Here is a 20,216-nt window from a genome sequence, read left to right as displayed (position 1 = left end):
CCGCATTCACCACCGAAACCGCGCCAACTTCACCACCCCGGCACCGCTTCGTTCTGCGTCGCTGCATCAGCAGCAGAGAAACGAGATTATGAAGAACTTCCGCTTGATCGTCAACAGGTTTTTTTAACTTCCTGAACCCGCCCGATCCGCTGCAAGCCTTGCCACTGCTGGCTCTCCCGCCTCCCGCGCCCGGTTGCCCGAAGCGCGAAAGACCGAGATTCTAGCGAGCCGGGAAGCGCTGCGCAAGCGTTATTTTGGCGACACCATCTACCGATGTTTGAACACGGGTTTGCGCTTTTCGATGAAGGCCGCCATCCCCTCTTTCTGGTCCTCGGTGGCAAACAGCGAATGGAACAGGCGGCGCTCGAACTGCACGCCTTCAGCGAGGGTCGTCTCGTACGCTCTATTGACCGACTCCTTCACCATCATCACGGCGGGCAACGGGAACTCCGCGATCGTTGTCGCGGCGGCTACGGCTTCTTCAAGCAACGAGGCAGCCGGGATCACGCGTGACACCAGCCCCGCGCGCTCCGCTTCTGCAGCATCCATGAAGCGGGCGGTAAGACACATGTCCATCGCCTTGGCCTTGGACACCGCGCGCGGCAACCGCTGCGTTCCGCCAGCCCCGGGCATTACGCCGAGCTTGATCTCCGGCTGGCCGAACTTCGCCGTGTCGGCTGCGAAAATAATGTCGCACATCATCGCCAGTTCGCAGCCGCCACCCAGCGCAAAGCCTGCCACCGCCGCGATGACCGGCTTACGGATCGAGCGCACGATTTCCCAGTTGCGCGTGATGTAGTCGCCCTTGTACACATCCATATAGGTGTACGTGGCCATCATTCCGATATCCGCCCCCGCGGCAAACGCCTTCTCGCTGCCCGTGATGACGATCGCGCCAATGCCGTCGTCCTTATCAAAAGCGCGCAACGCGTCGCCGAGTTCGTCCATCAGCGCATCGTTGAGCGCATTCAATGCCTTCGGGCGATTAAGCGTGATCAGCCCTACCCGCCCGCGGGTCTCGACCAGAAGATTCTCGTAAGCCATGCAGCCTCCTTGGTATGAAGAAAAGGCGTGCGAAAACACTTCGCACTGCCGTCTCGATAATGCTAACATTTCCCAACCAACCGGTCGGTCAATTATTCGGCAAGGTTTCCCTCAACCCTCAGCATCCCTTCCGCCATGACACATCCGTTATTTTCCCAGCACGAAGACACGTTGCAAAAGGCGCTCGCCGCAATTGAAACCCGCGGCTACTGGAGCCCCTTCGCTGAAATGCCCAGTCCGAAAGTGTACGGGGAAACCGCCAACGCGGACGGCGAGGCGGCCTTCAAAGCGCACCTGGACAAGCCCTTCAACCTGGACCAGCCCTCCTCCGGCGAAACAGTCGGTGCGGAGACGTCGCCGTTCGGTTTTCCCCTTGGAATCCGCTATCCCAAATCCGACCCGAACGCCCTGCTCGCCGCCGCGGCCCACGCACAGACCAGCTGGCGGGGCGCCGGACCCAAGGCGTGGATTGGCGTTTGCCTCGAAATTCTTGCGCGCGTGAATCGCGCCAGTTTCGAGATCGGCTACAGCGTGATGCACACCACCGGCCAGGCCTTCATGATGGCGTTTCAGGCAGGTGGTCCGCACGCCCAGGACCGCGCGCTAGAAGCGGTGGTCTACGCATGGGACCAGTTGCGCCGCATCCCCGCTGATGCGCATTGGGAAAAGCCGCAAGGCAAGAATCCGCCACTGGCGATGCAGAAGCGCTATACGGTCGTCCCGCGCGGCACGGGCCTCGTACTGGGTTGCTGCACCTTTCCGACGTGGAACGGCTACCCTGGTCTATTCGCCGACCTGGCCACGGGCAACACGGTCATCGTCAAACCCCACCCCGGCGCGATCTTGCCTCTCGCCATTACCGTGCGCATCGCTCGCGATGTCCTGCGTGAAGCCGGCTTCGATCCCAATGTGGTCACCCTGCTCGCCACCAACCCGAACGACGGCGCGCTCGTCCAGGACATTGCTCTACGCCCGGAAATCAAGCTGATCGACTTCACCGGCAGCACGCAAAACGGCACATGGCTCGAGCGCCATGCCCACCAGGCCCAGGTGTACGCGGAAAAAGCCGGCGTCAACCAGATCGTGATTGACGCCGCCGCTGACATCAAAGCCGTCGCGCGGAACATTGCCTTTTCGCTGGCTCTGTATTCCGGCCAGATGTGCACCGCGCCGCAAAACATTTATGTCCCGCGCGACGGCATCCGCACCAGCGACGGCACTCTCAGCTTCGACGCTGTCGCTCAGGCAATCGCAGATGCTGTGAACAAACTTGTCGCCGACCCGGCCCGCGCCGTGGAATTGCTGGGTGCGATCCAGAACGACGGCGTCGTGCAGCGCATCGGCGAAGCGAACAAGCTTGGCCGTGTACTGGTCGAGAGTCGAACGCTCGAGCATCCGGCGTTCTCAGGCGCTCGCGTGCGCACACCGCTCGTCCTGCAACTGGACGCTGTCAGCGACGCAGCGCAGTTCACCAAGGAGTGGTTCGGTCCGATCTCGTTCGTCATTGCCACGGATTCCACCAAGCAGTCTCTCGAACTGGCCGGCAGCATCGCCGCGGAACACGGCGCGCTGACGCTCTCGGTGTATAGCGAAGACGACGCCGTCATTGAAGCTGCGCACGAGGCTTCGATCCGTGGCGGCGTTGCGCTCTCGATCAATCTGACAGGCGGCGTGTTCGTCAATCAGTCCGCGGCGTTCTCCGACTTTCATGGCACGGGCGCGAATCCCGCCGCGAATGCCGCGCTCGCTGACGCCGCTTTCGTGGCAAACCGCTTCCGGGTCGTTCAAAGCCGCGTTCATGTTGAACCAAAAGCGGCGCCCGTTGCAGTCGGCTGAAAGATATAGGCACCACAAGGCGATTCGTCCTATGCCATTTGGCCGAATGGAATGCGCGAATCGCCCCGGCTACCATGAGACATCGGAGCTGGCTTCGCGCCTCCTCCAGACTCTCAGGAATCCGACATGAATGCCCTTATCTGCGACGCCAGTTGCAATCCCTTCGGCCACGACGGCAATGCATTGAAACCCGGCAAAGTGCAAAGCCATCACCTCGTCATGGAGGAGACATCTGATGCCCTATGAAGCGATACGCGTCGACTTCGACGCTGCGACCCGCGTCGCCACGGTGACGCTAAACCGGCCCGACAAGCTCAACAGCTTCACGCGCGCCATGCATGAAGAACTCAGTTCCGCACTGGGTGAGGTCGTCAGTGCAGGCGCCCGCGCGCTCGTACTGACAGGCGCGGGCCGCGGCTTCTGCGCCGGTCAGGACCTGGCCGATCTGGACTTTACGCCCGGTGCAATGTCAGACCTTGGCGATCTGATCGACAAACACTTCAATCCGTTGATTCGCCGTCTGCAAGCGTTGCCGCTGCCGGTCATCGCGGCGGTGAATGGCACCGCCGCGGGCGCCGGCGCGAACCTCGCGTTAGCTTGTGATCTGGTAATCGCAGCCCGCTCGGCCAGCTTCATTCAGGCGTTCGTAAAAATCGGGCTGGTGCCAGATTCCGGCGGTACGTGGTTTTTGCCCAGACGTGTGGGCATGGCACGAGCACTCGGCCTCGCCATGACGGGCGACAAACTGAGCGCGGAGAAAGCCGAAAACTGGGGACTGGTGTGGCAGGTGGTGGACGACGCCGAGCTTTCGAGCGTCGCGGCCCAACTCGCCACGCACCTTGCGCAACAGCCAACCCGCGCGCTCGCTGCGATCAAGCAAGCCATTCGAGCCAGCGCCACGCAGCCGCTCGATGAGCAACTGGATCTGGAGCGCGATCTGCAACGCGAACTCGGCGCGTCGCACGACTATGCGGAAGGTGTGCAAGCCTTTATCGAAAAACGCGCGCCGCGCTTCGAGGGTCGTTGACATGACCACGCAATCCGCTCGCACCAGCACGATGACACCCGACGAACTGGCACAGGCAACCGCCGCTGCGATGTACGACGCCGACGCCTGCAGCCGCGCGCTCGGACTCGAGCTGCTGGAAGTGCGTCCGGGCTACGCCCGCATGCGGATGACCGTCCGCGCCGACTTCCTCAACGGCCATCAAATCTGTCACGGCGGTTTGATCTTCACGCTCGCTGATTCCACCTTCGCGTTCGCCTGCAACAGCTACAACGTCAACACGGTGGCCTCAGGCTGCTCCATCGAGTTTCTGCGTCCGGTCCGGGAAGCCGACGTGCTGACCGCCGAAGCGGTGGAGCAGACGCTTAGCGGCCGCACGGGCATCTACGACATCCGGGTCACGAACAGCGCAGCCGAAACCGTCGCCATGTTCCGCGGGAAATCCGCACAGATCAAAGGCAATCTGCTTCCTGTGGAAGGCTGAAACCGAACGCGCAGGCGTAGCTCACCGAGCTAACTGGCAACGTACAAGTCCGAACGCGCCGCTCTGAATTCCGCAAAAATTCTGCATAAGCAAGGAGACATTCGATGAATACCACGCTCCCGCTCGACCCTATCGAAACGGCGAGCCGCGACGAACTCGCCGCACTCCAGCTCGAACGGCTCAAATGGTCGCTCACGCATGCTTATGAGAATTCACCGGTGTACCGGCGCAAGTTCGACGAAGCCGGTGTTCATCCCGGCGAAGTGAAGACGCTCGCTGATCTTGCGCGCTTCCCTTTCACGTCCAAGAAGGACCTGCGTGACAACTACCCGTTCGGCATGTTCGCGGTCCCACAGGACCAGGTGTCGCGCATTCACGCTTCCTCTGGCACGACCGGCAAGCCCACCGTTGTCGGCTATACCGCGCGCGATATCGACACGTGGGCGAACGTCGTCGCCCGCTCGATCCGTGCGGCCGGTGCGCGGCGCGGCGACAAGGTGCACGTGAGCTACGGCTATGGCCTCTTCACCGGCGGGCTCGGCGCGCATTACGGCGCAGAACGCGCGGGCCTCACCGTGATTCCGTTTGGCGGCGGGCAGACCGAAAAGCAGGTTCAGTTGATCCAGGATTTCCGTCCCGACATCATCATGGTGACGCCCAGCTACATGCTGTCGCTTGCCGACGAACTGGAACGCCAGGGCGTCAACCCGGCGCAATGTTCGCTGCGCATCGGCATCTTCGGCGCGGAACCGTGGACCAACGACATGCGTAGCGCCATCGAAAAACGTATGGGCATTGATGCGGTCGACATTTACGGACTATCCGAAGTAATGGGTCCGGGCGTGGCGGCGGAGTGTGTGGAAACCAAGGATGGCCCAACTATCTGGGAAGATCACTTTTATCCGGAGATCATCGACCCAGACACCGGCGAGGTGCTGCCGGACGGTGAACTGGGCGAGCTGGTGTTCACGTCACTGACGAAAGAAGCGTTGCCGATCATCCGCTACCGCACCCGCGATCTCACGCGGTTGCTGCCCGGCAGCGCGCGCACGATGCGCCGAATGGAAAAAATCACGGGCCGCAGCGACGACATGATGATCGTGCGCGGCGTGAATGTTTTCCCCACCCAGATAGAAGAACTGCTGCTGAAACAGCGTGCTCTGGCGCCGCACTATCAGATCGTGCTGACGAAGGAGGGACCGCTCGACGTTCTCACCTTGAATGTGGAGCCCTGCCCCGAAACAGCGTCGGAGGCGGCCACGCTGCACACCGCAAAACAGGCGCTCGCGTACGACATCAAGGCACTGATCGGCATTAGCGCCGTGGTCAACGTACTAGCCGTGAACGGCATTGAACGCTCGGTTGGCAAGGCACGGCGCGTCGTGGACAAACGTCGCGAGCATGCCTGACGGATGCGGGCGTCGGTTGCACCACAGCGCCCGCATCGCGCCCGCCGCATCGCACCCTTCGCACAGCACCACACCCAATCACGAATTGGGCAACAACAGCCACATGCGTCCGGCCTGCTTCATCTTCCCGGCCAGATCGCCGGCGTCGTCGCCGAGTCCCCAGAAGTAGTCGGCGCGCACGCCGCCCTTGATCGCCGAACCCGTATCCTGAGCAAACACAAGGCGATTCATCGGCGCGTTGGTGAGCGGACGCGTGGTCTGCAAGAACACCGCCGTGCCCAGTGGAATAGAAGAAGGATCCACGGCAATGGAGCGTTCCGGCGTAAGCGGAACCCCCAATGCGCCGATCGGTCCATCCGCGCCGCCGCTCGGCATGCTCTCCGCAGACGGCATCTCGCGGAAGAATACGAAGCGTGGGTTCGTGTCCAGCAGCGCATCCACCCGCGTCGGGTTGGCGCGCGCCCACGCCTTGATCCCCTGCATCGTTGCCTGAGCGGGCGTCACCTCGCCGTGATCGAGCAGCCAGCGTCCAATCGACTTATACGGTTGATTGTTCGTGCCACCAAAGCCGAGCCGCATCACACTGCCGTCTTCCATCACGACACGTCCCGAGCCTTGCACCTGCAGGAAGAACGCTTCGATCGGATCGTCGACCCACACCAGCTCGTTGCCATTCAGCGCACCCGTTCGCTCGAGCTGTGCACGCACGGGCAAAGCTTCGCCGGAACGATAACCATCCGGCCAGCGGTACAACGCAGTCTGATAGATACCGTGCCGTGTACGCGAGCCACGCAGGAGCGGCTCGTAGTAACCGGTCACGAGACCATCGAGCGTGCCGTCTGAGTTAGCGAACTGAAACGGCGTGAAGTACGCCTCGAAGAAAGCGCGCGCAGCGTTCACATCCAGATCGTCGATTTGCGCCGCTGCTGCGCAGGCGCGTTGCCACTTCGGCTGTTGGGCAAGCCGCGTGCAATTCTGCCGCAATGCCGCGGTTGCGCCGATCAGCGAATCGTCCTGCCAGCCTGGCACCTGTTGCCAGGCCACGGCCGTCAGCCGGGTCGCGGCAATCTGGCCGGGTATCAACGCCGCGCCGGTTGGCGGCGTCGAGGTCCGCACTACACCACCGCCGCCACACGAAGCCAGCAATACCGCGACGCCAAGCGCCCCCAGCCAGCCCGCAGCCTTGCGGACAAACCGCATACAATGTTCGTTCTTGATGGAAACCGCCATGTCTGATCTGTTCGACGAATACCCGATGCTTATCTTCGCGCTGGAAGCGCTGGTCGCGCTCTTCCTGCTCGTCTTCATCGTTGTCTGGACGTCGTCCGGCAAGAAGAAAGCGCTCCGCCAGAAACAACGCGAAGGCAACGCCAAGGCTGAGTAAAGACTGCTAGCGCCGTCACCGGTTCAACGCGGGTTCAATGTAGCGTGCGCGGCATGCGCAGGACGAATTCGGGCACCGGCGCTTCGAAACGCTCGCCGTCTTCCGCAACGCAGAAATACGCTCCGCGCATCGTGCCCACGGGCGTCGCAATGACGGCCCAGCTCGTGTACTCGAACTGTTCACCCGGTTTGAGCAACGGTTGATGACCGACCACGCCTAGGCCCTTCACTTCCTGCTCGTGTTTGTCGCTGTCGGTGATCACCCAGTGCCGTGCAATCAGTTGCGCCGGCACCTGGCCGCTGTTGCGGATGGTCAGCGTATAGGCGAACGCATACTGACGCCGCTCCGGGTCCGATTCGTCGGGCAGGTATTGCACCTGCGACGCTACGCTGAATTCGTACTGGCTCATCCTCGTTCCGATCCGCTGACACGGTCTGGTAAAACGCTGCGCAAGGCCTGTGCCTCAATGGCCTCTGGCTCACGGGCCAAGGCTCTGTCATGGAATGGCATTCTGCGTCATGCGCGGCGGGGCCGCAACCCAACTCTTCGGCTCTCGACAAGGCTCTCACGCCGGCAAACCGTTAAACTAGGGTTTTCCGCCTGCTCCCTGCCCCCGCCATGACGCAATTCCGCATTTCCCCCAGCATTCTGTCCGCTGATTTCTCGCGGCTCGGCGAAGAAGTTCGTGATGTCGTCGCTGCCGGCGCCGACTGGATTCACTTCGACGTGATGGACAACCATTACGTGCCGAACCTCACCATTGGTCCGCTCGTGTGCGAGGCGCTGCGCCCGCATTGCGACGTGCCGATCGACGTGCACCTGATGGTGCGCCCGGTGGATCGGATCGTGCCCGATTTCGCCAAGGCCGGCGCCAATGTCATCAGCTTCCATCCGGAAGGCTCGGACCACATCGACCGCACGCTTTCGCTGATCCGCGATCACGGCTGCAAGGCCGGCCTCGTCTTCAATCCGGCCACGTCGCTGAACTACCTCGATCACGTGATGGACAAGGTGGACCTGGTGTTGATCATGTCGGTCAATCCGGGCTTTGGCGGCCAGGCGTTCATCCCCGAGGCGCTCAACAAGCTGCGCGAGGCGCGCCGGCGTATCGACGCATACAGGGAAAAGACCGGCCGCGAGATTCATCTGGAAGTGGATGGCGGCGTGAAGATCGACAACATTGCGGAGATCGCGGCGGCGGGCGCGGATACGTTCGTGGCCGGCTCGGCCATCTTCGGTCATCACGACTACAAGACCATCATCGCGGAGATGCGCGCTGCGCTGGCTCATGTCGAGCATCGGGCATGAGTGCGAGCGCGACGCCCTCGGCATACGCAGCGCCGCGCTTCACCGGGCCGCGCCTGCTGGGGGCGATCATCGACCTGGACGGCACGATGATCGACACGGCGGATGACTTCACGGCCGGACTGAACGGCATGCTCGCCCAGATCGACGCGGCGGAAACGTCGCGCGAGGAAGTGATGGGTTACGTCGGCAAAGGTTCGGAGCACCTGATCCGCAGCGTTCTGGCGCCGCGCTTCGAAGCCGCGCACGCGCAGGATCGTTTCGACGAAGCGCTCGCCATCTATCAGGAAGAGTACGCAAAGATCAATGGCCGCCACACGCGCCTCTATCCAGAGGTCGAGGCGGGTCTGAAAGCCCTGCGCGAAGCCGGCCTGAGGCTCGCGTGCGTGACGAACAAGCCGCACCGCTTTGCCGTCGAGCTGTTGCAGCAATATGGATTGTTGAGCTATTTCGAGCTCGTGCTGGGCGGCGACAGCCTGCCCAGAAAGAAGCCCGATCCGCTGCCCATGCTGACGGCCTGCGCCGAACTCAAGGTGTCACCGGAGGCCACGGTGGCGATCGGCGATTCGGAAAACGACGCGCTGGCGGGCCGCGCAGCGGGCATGGCAACGCTCACGGTGCCGTACGGCTACAACCACGGCCAGTCTGTACAAACAATAAAATCGGATGGTATAGTTGCCTCGCTGTTGGAAGCCGCCAAGGCTATCGCAACGCACAATTCAACGACTTCATAAGTCCTTCATCCTCATGTTTCTGAACAAAAAACGGAGTCTGAGCAGCATCGACCGGGGAGCCTGGCCCTGGCGTCGCTGGTCGCGCTAACCTCGCCTGAGGTACGCTGAAGCTCGTCTTCGGCACCGTTTTTTGCTTCGCTGCGCTCACGCGCCTTTCCCACTCTGTTTTCGCCGCATCCGGTCAAAGTGATCCATCGTGTTCTGCACGCGTGGAGCGCCGCAACCTTGTATGCGTCGCCGGGAAAGCACGCCCCGGTTGGCCTAATCTTGTCGTTATCACGCCAGACACACGGTTGACCGTCAGCGCCAGCAGCGCAATGCCCCGCTTTGTCCGACGCACGCCGCGCACCGGACCTATGAACAGGATCGGAACATGACCGAACTCGAATTCCAGTCCCTCGCCAACGAGGGTTACAACCGCATTCCGCTGATCGCCGAAGCACTCGCCGACCTCGAAACGCCGCTGTCGCTGTATCTGAAGCTCGCGCAGCCCGAACGCAACGGCGCCAACTCTTTCCTGCTGGAGTCCGTCGTAGGTGGAGAGCGCTTTGGCCGTTACTCGTTCATCGGTCTGCCGGCCCGCACGCTGCTGCGCACCCGCAATGGCGTATCGGAAGTGGTTCGCGACGGCAAGGTGGTTGAAAGCCACGAAGGCGATCCGCTCGACTTCATCCAGCAGTTCCAGAGCCGCTTCAAGGTGGCCCAGCGCCCTGGTTTGCCGCGTTTTGCGGGCGGCCTCGCCGGCTACTTCGGCTACGACGCGGTGCGCTACATCGAGAAAAAGCTCGCCAACACTGCGCCGCCGGACGATCTGAACCTGCCCGACATCCAGTTGCTGCTCACCGAAGAAGTGGCGGTGATCGACAACCTGGCCGGCAAGCTGTATCTCGTGGTCTACGCTGATCCCACCACGCCGGAAGCGTACACGCGCGCCAAGCAGCGTCTGCGTGATCTGCGCCAGCGTCTGCGTACCACCGTTCAACCGCCGGTGACATCCGCCAGCGTGCGCACCGAGACGTATCGCGAGTTTGCGAAGGACGATTACCTCGCCGCCGTGCGAAAAGCGAAGGAATACATCGCCGCGGGCGAACTGATGCAGGTGCAGGTCGGCCAGCGCCTGATCAAACCCTACCGCGACAACCCGCTTTCGCTGTATCGCGCGCTGCGTTCGCTGAATCCGTCGCCGTATATGTATTACTACAACTTCGGCGATTTCCACGTGGTGGGCGCATCGCCGGAAATCCTCGTGCGTCAGGAAAAACGCGGTGAGGATCGGATTGTCACCATCCGGCCGCTGGCGGGCACCCGGCCACGCGGCAACACGCCTGAGCGCGACGCCGAACTCGCCACCGAACTGCTGAACGACCCGAAGGAGATCGCAGAGCACGTCATGCTGATCGACCTCGCGCGCAATGACGTGGGCCGCATCGCGCAGATCGGTTCGGTGACGGTCACGGACAAGATGGTGATCGAAAAATACTCGCACGTTCAGCACATCGTGAGTTCGGTGGAAGGCAAGCTCAAGCCCGGCACGACCAATTTCGACGTGCTGCGCGCCACCTTCCCGGCCGGCACGCTGTCCGGCGCGCCGAAGGTTCGCGCCATGGAACTGATCGACGAACTCGAGCCGGTGAAACGCGGCCTGTATGGCGGCGCGGTCGGTTATCTGTCCTTCACCGGCGAGATGGATCTCGCCATCACGATCCGTACCGGCGTGATCCACAATGGCAATCTCTACGTGCAGGCGGCAGCGGGTGTGGTCGCTGATTCAGTGCCTGAATCCGAATGGCAAGAGACCGAGAACAAGGCGCGTGCGGTATTGCGCGCCGCCGAGCAGGTGCAAGACGGCCTCGATAGCGACTTTTGACCGGAGAAAGACCATGCTGCTGATGATCGACAACTACGATTCGTTCACCTATAACCTGGTCCAGTACTTCGGCGAACTCGGCGAAGACGTGCGGACCTATCGCAACGACGAGATCACGCTCGACGAAATCAGGAAGCTCAACCCGGAGCGTATCTGCCTGTCGCCCGGACCGAGCAATCCGCAACACGCGGGCATTACGCTCGACGTACTGCGCGAATTCTCCGGCACCTATCCGATTCTCGGCGTGTGCCTCGGCCATCAGGCCATTGGCGAAGCATTTGGCGGTCGCGTCGTGCGCGCGCAAACCATCATGCACGGCAAGGTGAGCACGATTGAAACTGACTGCCAGGGCGTGTTCGCGGATCTGCCGAAGCACTTCGTCGTGACCCGCTATCACTCGCTCGCCATCGAACGTGAATCGCTGCCCGATTGCCTCGAAGTGTCCGCGTGGACCGAAGACGGCGAAATCATGGGCGTGCGTCACAAGGAACTGGCGGTCGAGGGTGTGCAGTTCCACCCGGAATCGATCCTCTCCGAACACGGTCACGCACTGCTCGAGAATTTCGTGAAGCAGTCGAAATCGGCGCTCGCGCACCGCAACGCTTGACGAGCCGGGACCAGACCATGTCGATTACCCCTCAGGAAGCGCTGCAACGTACGATTGAGCACCGCGAGATTTTCCACGACGAGATGCTGCATCTGATGCGTCTCATCATGCGTGGCGAGCTGTCGCCGGTCATGGCGGCCGCGATCATCACCGGTCTGCGCGTGAAGAAAGAAACCATTGGTGAAATCGCCGCCGCCGCCACGGTGATGCGCGAATTCGCCAAGCACGTGCACGTGGCGGACAACTCCAATTTCGTGGATATCGTCGGCACCGGTGGCGACGGCGCGCATACCTTCAACATCTCCACTGCGACGATGTTCGTCACGGCCGGCGCAGGCGCCAAGGTCGCCAAGCACGGTGGGCGCAGCGTGTCGAGCAAGTCGGGCAGCGCGGACGTGCTCGAAGCGCTGGGCGTGAATATCGACCTGCAGCCGGAGCAGGTCGCGGCTTCCATTGCCGAGACCGGCATGGGCTTCATGTTTGCGCCGAACCATCACCCGGCCATGAAGAACATCGCGCCGGTGCGCCGTGAACTGGGCGTGCGGACCATCTTCAACATTCTCGGCCCGCTCACCAACCCGGCAGGCGCGCCCAATCAGTTGATGGGTGTGTTCCACGCCGACCTCGTGGGCATTCAGGTGCGCGTGATGCAACGCCTCGGCGCCAAACACGTGCTGGTGGTCTACGGCATGGATGGCATGGACGAGGTTTCGCTCGGCGCGGCGACGCAGGTCGGCGAACTGCGCGATGGCGAAGTGCACGAGTACGAGATTCATCCCGAGGACTTCGGCATGCAGATGGTCTCGAATCGTTCGCTGAAAGTCGCGGACGCGGCCGAGTCGAAACACATGCTGCTCGAAGCCCTAGACAACAAGCCGGGCGTCGCGCGCGAGATCGTCACGCTCAACGCCGGTACGGCACTTTACGCAGCGAACACCGTAGCCTCGATTGCGGACGGCATCCGGCTGGCGCGCGAAACCATCGCGAGCGGCCGGGCCCGTGCGAAGGTCGACGAACTGGTTCGCTTCACCCAGCAATTCAAGCAGTAATTCAGCAGCGAGATATCTATGAGCGACATTCTGGAACGCATTATCGACGTCAAGCGTCAGGAGATTCGCGCGGCGGAACAAAGCGCGCCGCTCGAAGAGTTGCGGCTCGAAGCCTCGGCGCGTGATCACCGCGATTTTGTCGGCGCGTTGCGCGCGAAGCACGCCGCCGGTCAGGCTGCGGTGATTGCCGAAGTGAAGAAGGCGAGCCCGTCCAAAGGCGTGCTGCGCGAGCATTTCGTGCCGGCGGAGATTGCCCGCTCGTACGCCAAACATGGCGCGGCGTGTTTGTCCGTGCTCACCGACGTGCAGTTCTTCCAGGGCAGCGCCGCCTATCTGGAAGAAGCGCGCGCCGCCTGCGACTTGCCGGTGCTGCGCAAGGATTTCATCATCGATCCGTATCAGATCGTCGAGGCCCGCGCGATGGGCGCCGACGCCATCCTGCTGATCGCCGCCGCGCTCGAAACCTCGCACATGCAGGATCTCGAAGCGTTCGCGCATTCGCTCGGCCTGGCGGTGCTGGTCGAAGTGCATGACAAGAACGAACTGGTGGAGGCGCTCAAGCTCAAGACTCCGCTGATCGGCGTGAACAACCGCAATCTGCGCACCTTCGAGACGTCGCTCGAGACCACCATCGGCATGCTGGAGATGATGCCGGACGAGCGGATCGTCGTCACCGAGTCGGGCATCCTGTCACGCGCGGACGTCGAGCGTTTGCGCGCGATGGACGTGCACACGTTCCTCGTCGGCGAAGCGTTCATGCGCGCCGAGGAGCCAGGCGCGGAACTTGCGCGGATGTTTTTCTGAGCTCATCTGGAAAAACATCGTCATGGCTATGGAACACGAAATCAAGCTGGCGCTACCGGCTGACCAGGTGAATGCGGCCACGCGCTGGTTCGTCGCCCGCACGGGTAGCGCAGGACAGCCTGTGGCGCTGGCGAACATTTACTTCGATACGCCTGTGCTTACGCTGGCGCGCTCGAAAAGCGCGTTGCGTCTACGGCATACGCCCGATGGCTGGTTGCAAACGTTCAAGACGGCTGGCGCGGCGAGCGCCGGCATGCACAGCCGGCATGAATGGGAAATGCCGGTGGCGGGTGAGGCGCTAGAAATCGACACGTTGCTGCAAGCGTGTGACGAACCCACGGTGGCGGCGGCACTGCACGCAGCGGCGCCGGACCTGATCGAGCTGTTCCGCACCAATTTCACCCGCACGCTGTGGCAGGTGGCCAGCAACGGCGCCACCATTGAAGCCGCGATCGACCAAGGCGATGTGCTCGCCACCGTGAATGGCGAAGCGCGCCGCGCGCCGATTCTGGAGGTGGAACTGGAACTGAAAAGCGGCGAAGAAAGCGCTTTGCATGCGCTTGCCGAAGAACTGGCGCGTGACGTGCCCGGCCTTGCGCCGGACGACATCAGCAAAGCACAGAAAGGGTATCGGCTGCGCGAGCAATGAATTGCTGCGTGTGCGCTCTATCTGCGTGGGTAGCGCTCCTGTAGCAGGCGCATACCTTGAGCGATACCCCGATTGCTGCGACACTTGCGCGTCATGACATCTGCCACCCGCTCCCGCTCTTCCGCGTCGCAAGCATCGCTGTTCGATGACGATGCACCATCGCACGCCACGCCCATCATGCCAGCCACGTCCGCCACACCTTCGCAATCCACGCCGCCCTCGCTCGAAGCCCAGTTCGACGCGCTGCCGGATGCGTGGCGCGCCCATCTGCGTCCGTTCATTGAAAGCGACGCCTACGCGCCGCTTTGCCGTTTCGTGGATGGCGAGCGCGCCGCCGGCAAAACCGTGTATCCCGCTGACGTTTTTCGTGCGCTACGACTCACCAGCCCGGACGACGTGAAGGTCGTGATTCTCGGCCAGGATCCGTATCACGGCGAAGATCGCGGCACGCCGCAGGCGCACGGACTGGCATTCTCCGTCCCCCCCGCCGTGCGGCCGCCGCCGTCATTGCGCAACATCTTCAAGGAGATCGCAGCGAGTCTCGGCCACGAAGCGCCGCGTCACGGCTGCCTCGACGCATGGGCGAAACAGGGCGTGCTGTTGTTGAACACCGTGCTGACGGTGGAACGCAATTCGGCGGCAAGCCACGCGAAACGCGGCTGGGAGAAGTGCACCGATACGCTGATCCACGAACTCGCGACGCGTCACGACGGCCTCGTCTTCATGCTTTGGGGCGCGCACGCGCAGGCCAAACGTGCGTTGCTCGGCGGCAAGTCGCACTACGTGCTGGAAGCGCCGCACCCGTCGCCGTTGTCGGCGCATCGCGGCTTCCTCGGTTGCGGGCATTTTGCGCTCGCCAATGAATATCTCACGGCGCATCATCGCGCGGCGATTGATTGGCGCTTGCCCGACGAGGCCGCCACGCTGGCTTGATCTGCTTGCCGCGTGCGCCAAGAACTACAAAAAACAAAACGCCACGGAGACACAATCTCCGTGGCGTTTTTCATTGCCTTCTCGTAGTTCGCTGCATCAGACCATGCAGCGGCGCCTCAACGGGCAGCCACCCACATGAACCCAAAGCAGCGAATCAGCAAACCGCGCGCAGCTTACGCAGCGGCAATCGCTTCGCGTGCGCTAGCCAATGCGGCGTTCGCAGCGTCCGGACCCATCGCGAGGCCTTCCGCGTAGATGAACGTGCTGTCGGTCATGCCGAGGAAGCCGAGGAAGGTCTTCAGGAACGGCGTCTGGCTATCGTTCGGCGTGCCGAGGTACTTGCCGCCGCGTGCCGAAACCACGAACACTTTCTTGCCCTTCACGAGGCCTTCGGCGCCGTTCTCGGTGTAGCGGAACGTGATGCCGGCGCGAGCGATGAAGTCGAAATACGTCTTCAGTTGCGACGACACGCCGAAGTTGTACATCGGAGCGCCGATCACGACGATGTCAGCGGCTTGCAGTTCGGCGATCAGCGCTTCGCTTTTCGCGGCGAGGGCAGCCTGTTCCGGGGTGCGCTGTTCAGCGGGCGTGAAGAATGCGCCGAGGATCGCGTCGTCGAGGTGGGGCAGCGGTTCAGCTTGCAGATTACGGACGACGACTTGCGCGCCCGGATGCGATTGTTGCAGTTTCGACGTTAGCTCGTTGAGTAGCAGCGTCGAGTTCGCGCCTTGCGAGCGGGCTGCAGAGTTGATTTGCAGGATCGTGGTCATGGTTGACTCCAAGTGGGGCGCGCTGTCTAGCGCGAGTGGAGCCATTGTGTGCTTTTACCTCGCCGCGAATAAGCCGTGCGGCAGCGAAGGATTGTTGCATGGGTAGAACGATCGACGGCGGCTTGGGGGGTTCTTAAGCGGTTGCGGACGGCCACTTTCTCCGCAACCGCAACCCCTGCCGGGCCTCAGGCAGCCAGCCAGCGCTCGCGCCAGTTGCGCGCGGCGGCGCGTTTGTCCGTCACGCTGAGGAGGTAGCGCGCCACTTCCGGGCCGTCCAGCTTGAGCTGGGCGGTGCGCAACTCGTCGCGCCGGAACGCGTGCACTTCCACCTTCGCCCCCGGCAGATAGCGCGACAGCAGCGCATCGAGATTCGACCCCGTGACACGCAGCCCATCAATGGCGATCAGCACGTCGCCCGCCGAGAGACCGGCCTTCTGCGCGGCGCTGCCTTCATGCACCGCAGCAAGCGTGCAATCCGCGCCGCCGCGCACGCGCGCACCGATGGACGGTTTGCCGTTGCGGTCCGGTTCCGGTGCAAGCGTAATACCGAACGGTTCGAGCAGCGTTTCGAGCGGCAGGTCACGCGTGCTGCGCACGGCATGCTCGAATAGCGCGGCGAGTTCGGCGCCAGTCGCCTCCGCGAAAAGCGCTTCGATCTCGCCCTCCTCGACACCCACCGGCTTGCCACGATAGAAATCTCGCCCGAAGCGCTGCCACAGCAAACGCATCACGTCGTCGAGCGACTTGCGGTTGTTGGTCTGCTCGCGAATCGTCAAATCGAAGGCCAGCGCGACCAGCGAACCCTTGGTGTAGTAGCTGACTATCGCGTTCGGCGCGTTTTCATCCTGACGGTAGTACTTCACCCAGGCGTCGAACGAGCTTTCGGCCACGGTCTGCTTCAGCCGCCCGCTGCCGCGCATCACGCCGCCCACCACCTTGCCCAGCATGCTGAAGTACTCGTCCTGCGAAATCAGGCCGCTGCGCACCAGAATCAGGTCGTCGTAGTAGGACGTGAAACCCTCGAACAGCCACAGCAGCGACGTGTAGTTCTCGCGCGTCAGATCGTACGGTGCAAACGCTGCGGGCTTGATGCGCTTGACGTTCCACGTGTGGAAGTATTCGTGGCTGCACAGACCCAGATAGGTCCGATAGCCCTCGCTCGTCTGCGGACGCCCTTGCACCGGCAGATCGCTCCGGTTGCAGATCAGCGCCGTCGAAGCGCGGTGTTCCAGACCGCCGTAGCCATCGCTTACCGCCTGCGTCATGAAGACGTAGCGGTTGACCGGCGCCTTCTTCGTCTTCGGTTCGAACAGCGTGATCTGCGCTTCGCAGATGCGCTTGAGATCGGTACAGAGACGCGCCATATCGAGCGAGACCACCCGGCCGGCAATCACGATATCGTGCGGCACGCCGTGCGCCTTGAAGGTGGCGAGTTCGAACTCGCCGAGCGTGACCGGATGGTCGGCCAGCTCGTCGTAATTCTGTGCGACGTATTCACCGAAACCGTAACGCTTGGTGCCGCGCGATTCCGGCAACGCCGTGGCAACCCGCCAGCTGCGATAAGCCGGTCCAGCCGGCTTCTGGATATCCACCACGCACTGCGCGTCTTCGTGGCCGACGGCCGCGAGGAACACGCTAGTGCCGTTGAAAAAGCCAGTCGTGTCGTCCAGATGCGCCGCCCGCACCGACATATCCCATGCGTACACCTCGTAGCGCAGCGTCAGCGCGCCATTCACCGGCGCCGCCTGCCAGGTCTGTTTGTCGGTCTTTTCGATGCGTACCTTACGGCCCGCCTCGTTGAACGCGCGCAGCGTCGTAATGTTGCGCGCGAACTCGCGAATCATGTAGCTGCCGGGAATCCACACAGGCAACATGAAACGCTGTCCGGACGGGTCCGGATTGGCAACGGTAACGGTGACTTCGAACAGGTGAGCGGCGGGTTGCTTCGGAACGATGCTGTAGCGGATTGGCTTCATCGGCGGGGTCGAAATAGGGGCGCTGATAGGGAGAGCAGAAACGGCAGGAGGCGCATGATGCGCCTCCTGTCTGACGATACGGAATGCTTAATGGGCCTCGGCCAGTTCCTTGTCGAGCCGGTCGGCGGGCACCGCACCCGGCAGACGGCGGCCGTCCGCCAGGAACACCGTAGGCGTGCCGTCCACGTTCATGGCGCGGCCGAGTGCAAGATTCTTGTCGATGGCGGCAGTGTCGCAGGTGCCGGCGGCAGTCGGCGCCTGACGGTTCTGCATCCACGCTTCCCATGCCTGGGCACGGTCGGACGAGCACCAGATCGACTTCGACTTCACCGTCGAATCCGGCGAGAGCACCGGATACAGGAACGTGTACACCGTGACGTTATCAATGGACTTCAGCGTGGTTTCGAGCTGCTTGCAGTACGGGCAGTTCGGATCCGAGAACACCGCCATCTTGCGGCTGCCATTGCCCTTCACCACCTTGACCGCATTGGCGAACGGCAGGCTGGCGAAATCAATGCGGTTGGTCTCCGACAAACGCGCGTCCGTCAGATTCTTGCGCGTCTTCGCGTCGACGATATCGCCCAGCACCAGGTAGTTGGCGTTGGCGTCGGTATAGATGATCTGCGTGCCGAGATTGACCTCGTACAGACCGTCGATAGGCGATTTGGTCACGCTCTTCACCGTCGCGTCGTCGCCGAGACGGCTTTGCACGGCGGCCTTGAGTTTGTCGGTGGTCTGATCGGCCCGCGCGGAGCAGCCGAGTGTGACAACGGCCACGGCCAAAGCGAGCGCGGCGATACGGATAGGCTTTTTCATACGGAATTCCCTGTTCATTCGATTGCGCCCGGCCCGTCTTGAAGCGTCTTGCTGAGACTGCCGTGCGCACTACGCGTCCATCATACCCGTGTGCCGGACGCCTGGAGCGACCGGCTGCCGCACCTAGCCCAACGCGGCTGAAACCAGCCAGCGTTTGAGCAGCGGCTGCGCGCCGACGAACGACATGCCGGCATTGCGCACGAGGCGCGCCACCGGGCCGGGCACGGAGAAGAGCTTTTGCAGGCCGTCAGTGGCCACCATCAACGCGCGGATATCTTCGCGGCGGGCCCGCTCATAGCGGCGCAGCAGGACGGTGTCACCCAGATCGCGGAAGGCTTCCTTGCCGGCGATGGTCTGCGCCAGCGCCGCGACGTCCCGCAGGCCCAGATTCATGCCCTGACCGGCGAGCGGATGGATCAGATGCGCGGCGTCCCCCACCAGCGCCACGCGCGGCGCGACCAGCCGGTCCACCGTTTGCAGCGCGAGCGGGAAGCCTTTGGCCGGCGTCACGCAATCGAGCGCGCCGACCTGGCTACCGGTGACGCGCTCTACCTCCGCGGCGAGCTGCGCCGGATCGAGTTGCAGCAATTCGTTCGCATGCTCGGTGCGGGCCGACCAGACGAGCGAGACGTGTCCCTCCGGCAGCGGCAGCAATGCGATGATCTCGCCGTCCCTGAACCATTGGTACGCCGTTTCGCCGTGCGGCTTTTCGGCCTTGAAATTGGCCACCACGCCGGTTTGTTTGTAGTCGCGCCGCACCACCTGCGAGCCGATCTGCGCCCGCACCCAGGAATGCGCGCCGTCCGCACCAACGACGAGGTCGGCTTCCAGCACCTTGCCGTTGTCCAGACCGATGCTCGCGCCGCCCGGTTTGACGTCGAGCCCCTGGGCGCGCGTGTCGAGCCATTCGAGGTTGGGCTGGAAGCGCAGCGCGGCGTCGAGCGCGCGCTCGATCAGCGACGATTCCACGATCCACGCCAGTTGCGGCACGGACGCCTGAAACGCGGAGAAATGCAGTTCGGCGTGCGTGTCGCCAAAGACGCGCATGTCGTACACGGGACCGAGGCGGGTGAGGTCGAGCGCCTGCCAGACCCGCAGACGCTCCAGCAAGGCTTGCGAACTGCCCGAGAGCGCGTACACCCGGGCGTCGAACGCCTCGCCGGCGGGCAGCGGCGCGCAGGGTTGCGCGAGCAGCGCCACGCGCAGGCCGCCTTGCGTCAAGGCGAGCGCCGCAGTCTTGCCGACGAGGCCGCCGCCGATCACGGCCACATCAAAGGTCTGGTGGTGTGCAGTCATGCGCTCATTATAGCTGCGGGGGGTCGCGGGGCCGGATCGGCGCGTGCAAACAAAGCGGCCCGAAACGAGCACGATCGAGGCCCGCAGCATGCCCTCCTCGGGCGCTATTCCGTCACGCCCGTTGACCATGCGGCGGTAAAGAGGCTCGCATCGCGACAGGCACCGGCGCGCGGCACAACACACCCAGCCACGAAGCCGACAGCGGACGGGGTTACAATTACGCCTTTCGGTGATCCACGTCACGCAC

General features: G+C 62.9%; 19 protein-coding genes. 12 read left to right on the top strand and 7 right to left on the bottom strand.

Annotated features, from left to right (window positions below):
• Positions 1-267: 267 nt before the first annotated feature.
• The gene (locus tag D0B32_RS31020; protein ID WP_117338132.1) at positions 268-1,044 is read right to left on the bottom strand and encodes an enoyl-CoA hydratase; all 777 of its coding nucleotides are present in this window, start codon (positions 1,042-1,044) and stop codon (positions 268-270) included.
• A 135-nt stretch (positions 1,045-1,179) separates the two neighbouring features.
• Between D0B32_RS31020 and paaN the strand changes: the two genes are divergently transcribed.
• From paaN to paaK, 4 genes are all read left to right on the top strand, one after another.
• Positions 1,180-2,880, top strand: coding sequence for a phenylacetic acid degradation protein PaaN (gene paaN / locus D0B32_RS31015; RefSeq protein WP_117338131.1), 1,701 nt, complete (start codon positions 1,180-1,182; stop codon positions 2,878-2,880).
• Between the two features lie 235 nt (positions 2,881-3,115).
• A complete protein-coding gene (paaG, locus tag D0B32_RS31010; RefSeq protein WP_117338130.1) occupies positions 3,116-3,907 on the top strand; it encodes a 2-(1,2-epoxy-1,2-dihydrophenyl)acetyl-CoA isomerase PaaG in 792 nt (263 codons plus the stop codon).
• Between the two features lies 1 nt (position 3,908).
• The gene (gene paaI, locus D0B32_RS31005; protein ID WP_181969961.1) at positions 3,909-4,370 is read left to right on the top strand and encodes a hydroxyphenylacetyl-CoA thioesterase PaaI; all 462 of its coding nucleotides are present in this window, start codon (positions 3,909-3,911) and stop codon (positions 4,368-4,370) included.
• 104 nt (positions 4,371-4,474) lie between these two features.
• Positions 4,475-5,779, top strand: coding sequence for a phenylacetate--CoA ligase PaaK (gene paaK / locus D0B32_RS31000; protein ID WP_117338129.1), 1,305 nt, complete (start codon positions 4,475-4,477; stop codon positions 5,777-5,779).
• Positions 5,780-5,857: 78 nt separating this feature from the next.
• Here the strand turns inward: paaK and D0B32_RS30995 are convergent, their stop codons facing one another.
• On the bottom strand, positions 5,858-7,087 hold the full coding sequence (locus D0B32_RS30995; RefSeq protein ID WP_117338128.1) for a murein transglycosylase A: 1,230 nt from the start codon (positions 7,085-7,087) through the stop codon (positions 5,858-5,860).
• A gap of 110 nt (positions 7,088-7,197) precedes the next feature.
• Positions 7,198-7,572: a Co2+/Mg2+ efflux protein ApaG gene (apaG, locus tag D0B32_RS30990; protein WP_117338127.1), complete on the bottom strand. Its 375-nt coding sequence runs from the start codon at positions 7,570-7,572 to the stop codon at positions 7,198-7,200.
• 209 nt (positions 7,573-7,781) lie between these two features.
• Here apaG and rpe point away from each other — a divergent pair, with 209 nt between their 5' ends.
• From rpe to D0B32_RS30950, 8 genes are all read left to right on the top strand, one after another.
• Positions 7,782-8,471 carry a ribulose-phosphate 3-epimerase gene (gene rpe, locus D0B32_RS30985; protein WP_117338126.1) on the top strand — a complete coding sequence of 230 codons (690 nt, stop codon included), beginning with the start codon at positions 7,782-7,784 and terminating at the stop codon, positions 8,469-8,471.
• A complete protein-coding gene (locus D0B32_RS30980) occupies positions 8,468-9,202 on the top strand; it encodes a phosphoglycolate phosphatase (protein ID WP_117338125.1) in 735 nt (244 codons plus the stop codon). Before rpe ends, D0B32_RS30980 begins: the two co-directional genes overlap by 4 nt.
• Before the next feature lie 373 nt (positions 9,203-9,575).
• Positions 9,576-11,069: an anthranilate synthase component I gene (gene trpE / locus D0B32_RS30975; RefSeq protein ID WP_117338124.1), complete on the top strand. Its 1,494-nt coding sequence runs from the start codon at positions 9,576-9,578 to the stop codon at positions 11,067-11,069.
• A gap of 13 nt (positions 11,070-11,082) precedes the next feature.
• Positions 11,083-11,676, top strand: coding sequence for an aminodeoxychorismate/anthranilate synthase component II (locus D0B32_RS30970; RefSeq protein WP_117338123.1), 594 nt, complete (start codon positions 11,083-11,085; stop codon positions 11,674-11,676).
• 17 nt (positions 11,677-11,693) lie between these two features.
• Entirely contained in the window at positions 11,694-12,725 is a 1,032-nt protein-coding gene (gene trpD, locus D0B32_RS30965; protein ID WP_117338122.1) for an anthranilate phosphoribosyltransferase, read from the top strand.
• 18 nt (positions 12,726-12,743) lie between these two features.
• Entirely contained in the window at positions 12,744-13,529 is a 786-nt protein-coding gene (gene trpC, locus D0B32_RS30960) for an indole-3-glycerol phosphate synthase TrpC (RefSeq protein WP_117338121.1), read from the top strand.
• Positions 13,530-13,551: 22 nt separating this feature from the next.
• A complete protein-coding gene (locus tag D0B32_RS30955) occupies positions 13,552-14,178 on the top strand; it encodes a CYTH domain-containing protein (RefSeq protein WP_117338120.1) in 627 nt (208 codons plus the stop codon).
• A gap of 93 nt (positions 14,179-14,271) precedes the next feature.
• The gene (locus D0B32_RS30950) at positions 14,272-15,111 is read left to right on the top strand and encodes a uracil-DNA glycosylase (RefSeq protein ID WP_117338119.1); all 840 of its coding nucleotides are present in this window, start codon (positions 14,272-14,274) and stop codon (positions 15,109-15,111) included.
• 173 nt (positions 15,112-15,284) lie between these two features.
• Here D0B32_RS30950 and D0B32_RS30945 read toward each other — a convergent pair whose 3' ends face one another.
• The 4 genes from D0B32_RS30945 to D0B32_RS30930 all read right to left on the bottom strand — a co-directional run bounded on the left by D0B32_RS30945 (position 15,285) and on the right by D0B32_RS30930 (position 19,969).
• On the bottom strand, positions 15,285-15,881 hold the full coding sequence (locus D0B32_RS30945; RefSeq protein ID WP_117338118.1) for an FMN-dependent NADH-azoreductase: 597 nt from the start codon (positions 15,879-15,881) through the stop codon (positions 15,285-15,287).
• Between the two features lie 185 nt (positions 15,882-16,066).
• On the bottom strand, positions 16,067-17,857 hold the full coding sequence (locus D0B32_RS30940) for a M61 family metallopeptidase (protein ID WP_117338117.1): 1,791 nt from the start codon (positions 17,855-17,857) through the stop codon (positions 16,067-16,069).
• Between the two features lie 87 nt (positions 17,858-17,944).
• The gene (locus tag D0B32_RS30935; protein WP_117338116.1) at positions 17,945-18,673 is read right to left on the bottom strand and encodes a DsbC family protein; all 729 of its coding nucleotides are present in this window, start codon (positions 18,671-18,673) and stop codon (positions 17,945-17,947) included.
• Positions 18,674-18,796: 123 nt separating this feature from the next.
• Positions 18,797-19,969, bottom strand: a complete 1,173-nt coding sequence (locus tag D0B32_RS30930) for a UbiH/UbiF family hydroxylase (protein ID WP_117338115.1) — start codon at positions 19,967-19,969, stop codon at positions 18,797-18,799.
• Between the last annotated feature and the right edge of the window lie 247 nt (positions 19,970-20,216).

This window comes from Paraburkholderia sp. DHOC27 (genome assembly GCF_003429005.1).
GTDB lineage: Bacteria > Pseudomonadota > Gammaproteobacteria > Burkholderiales > Burkholderiaceae > Paraburkholderia.
The sequence above is the reverse complement of the archived record's forward strand: the minus strand, read 5'-3'. Positions and strand labels throughout refer to the sequence as shown.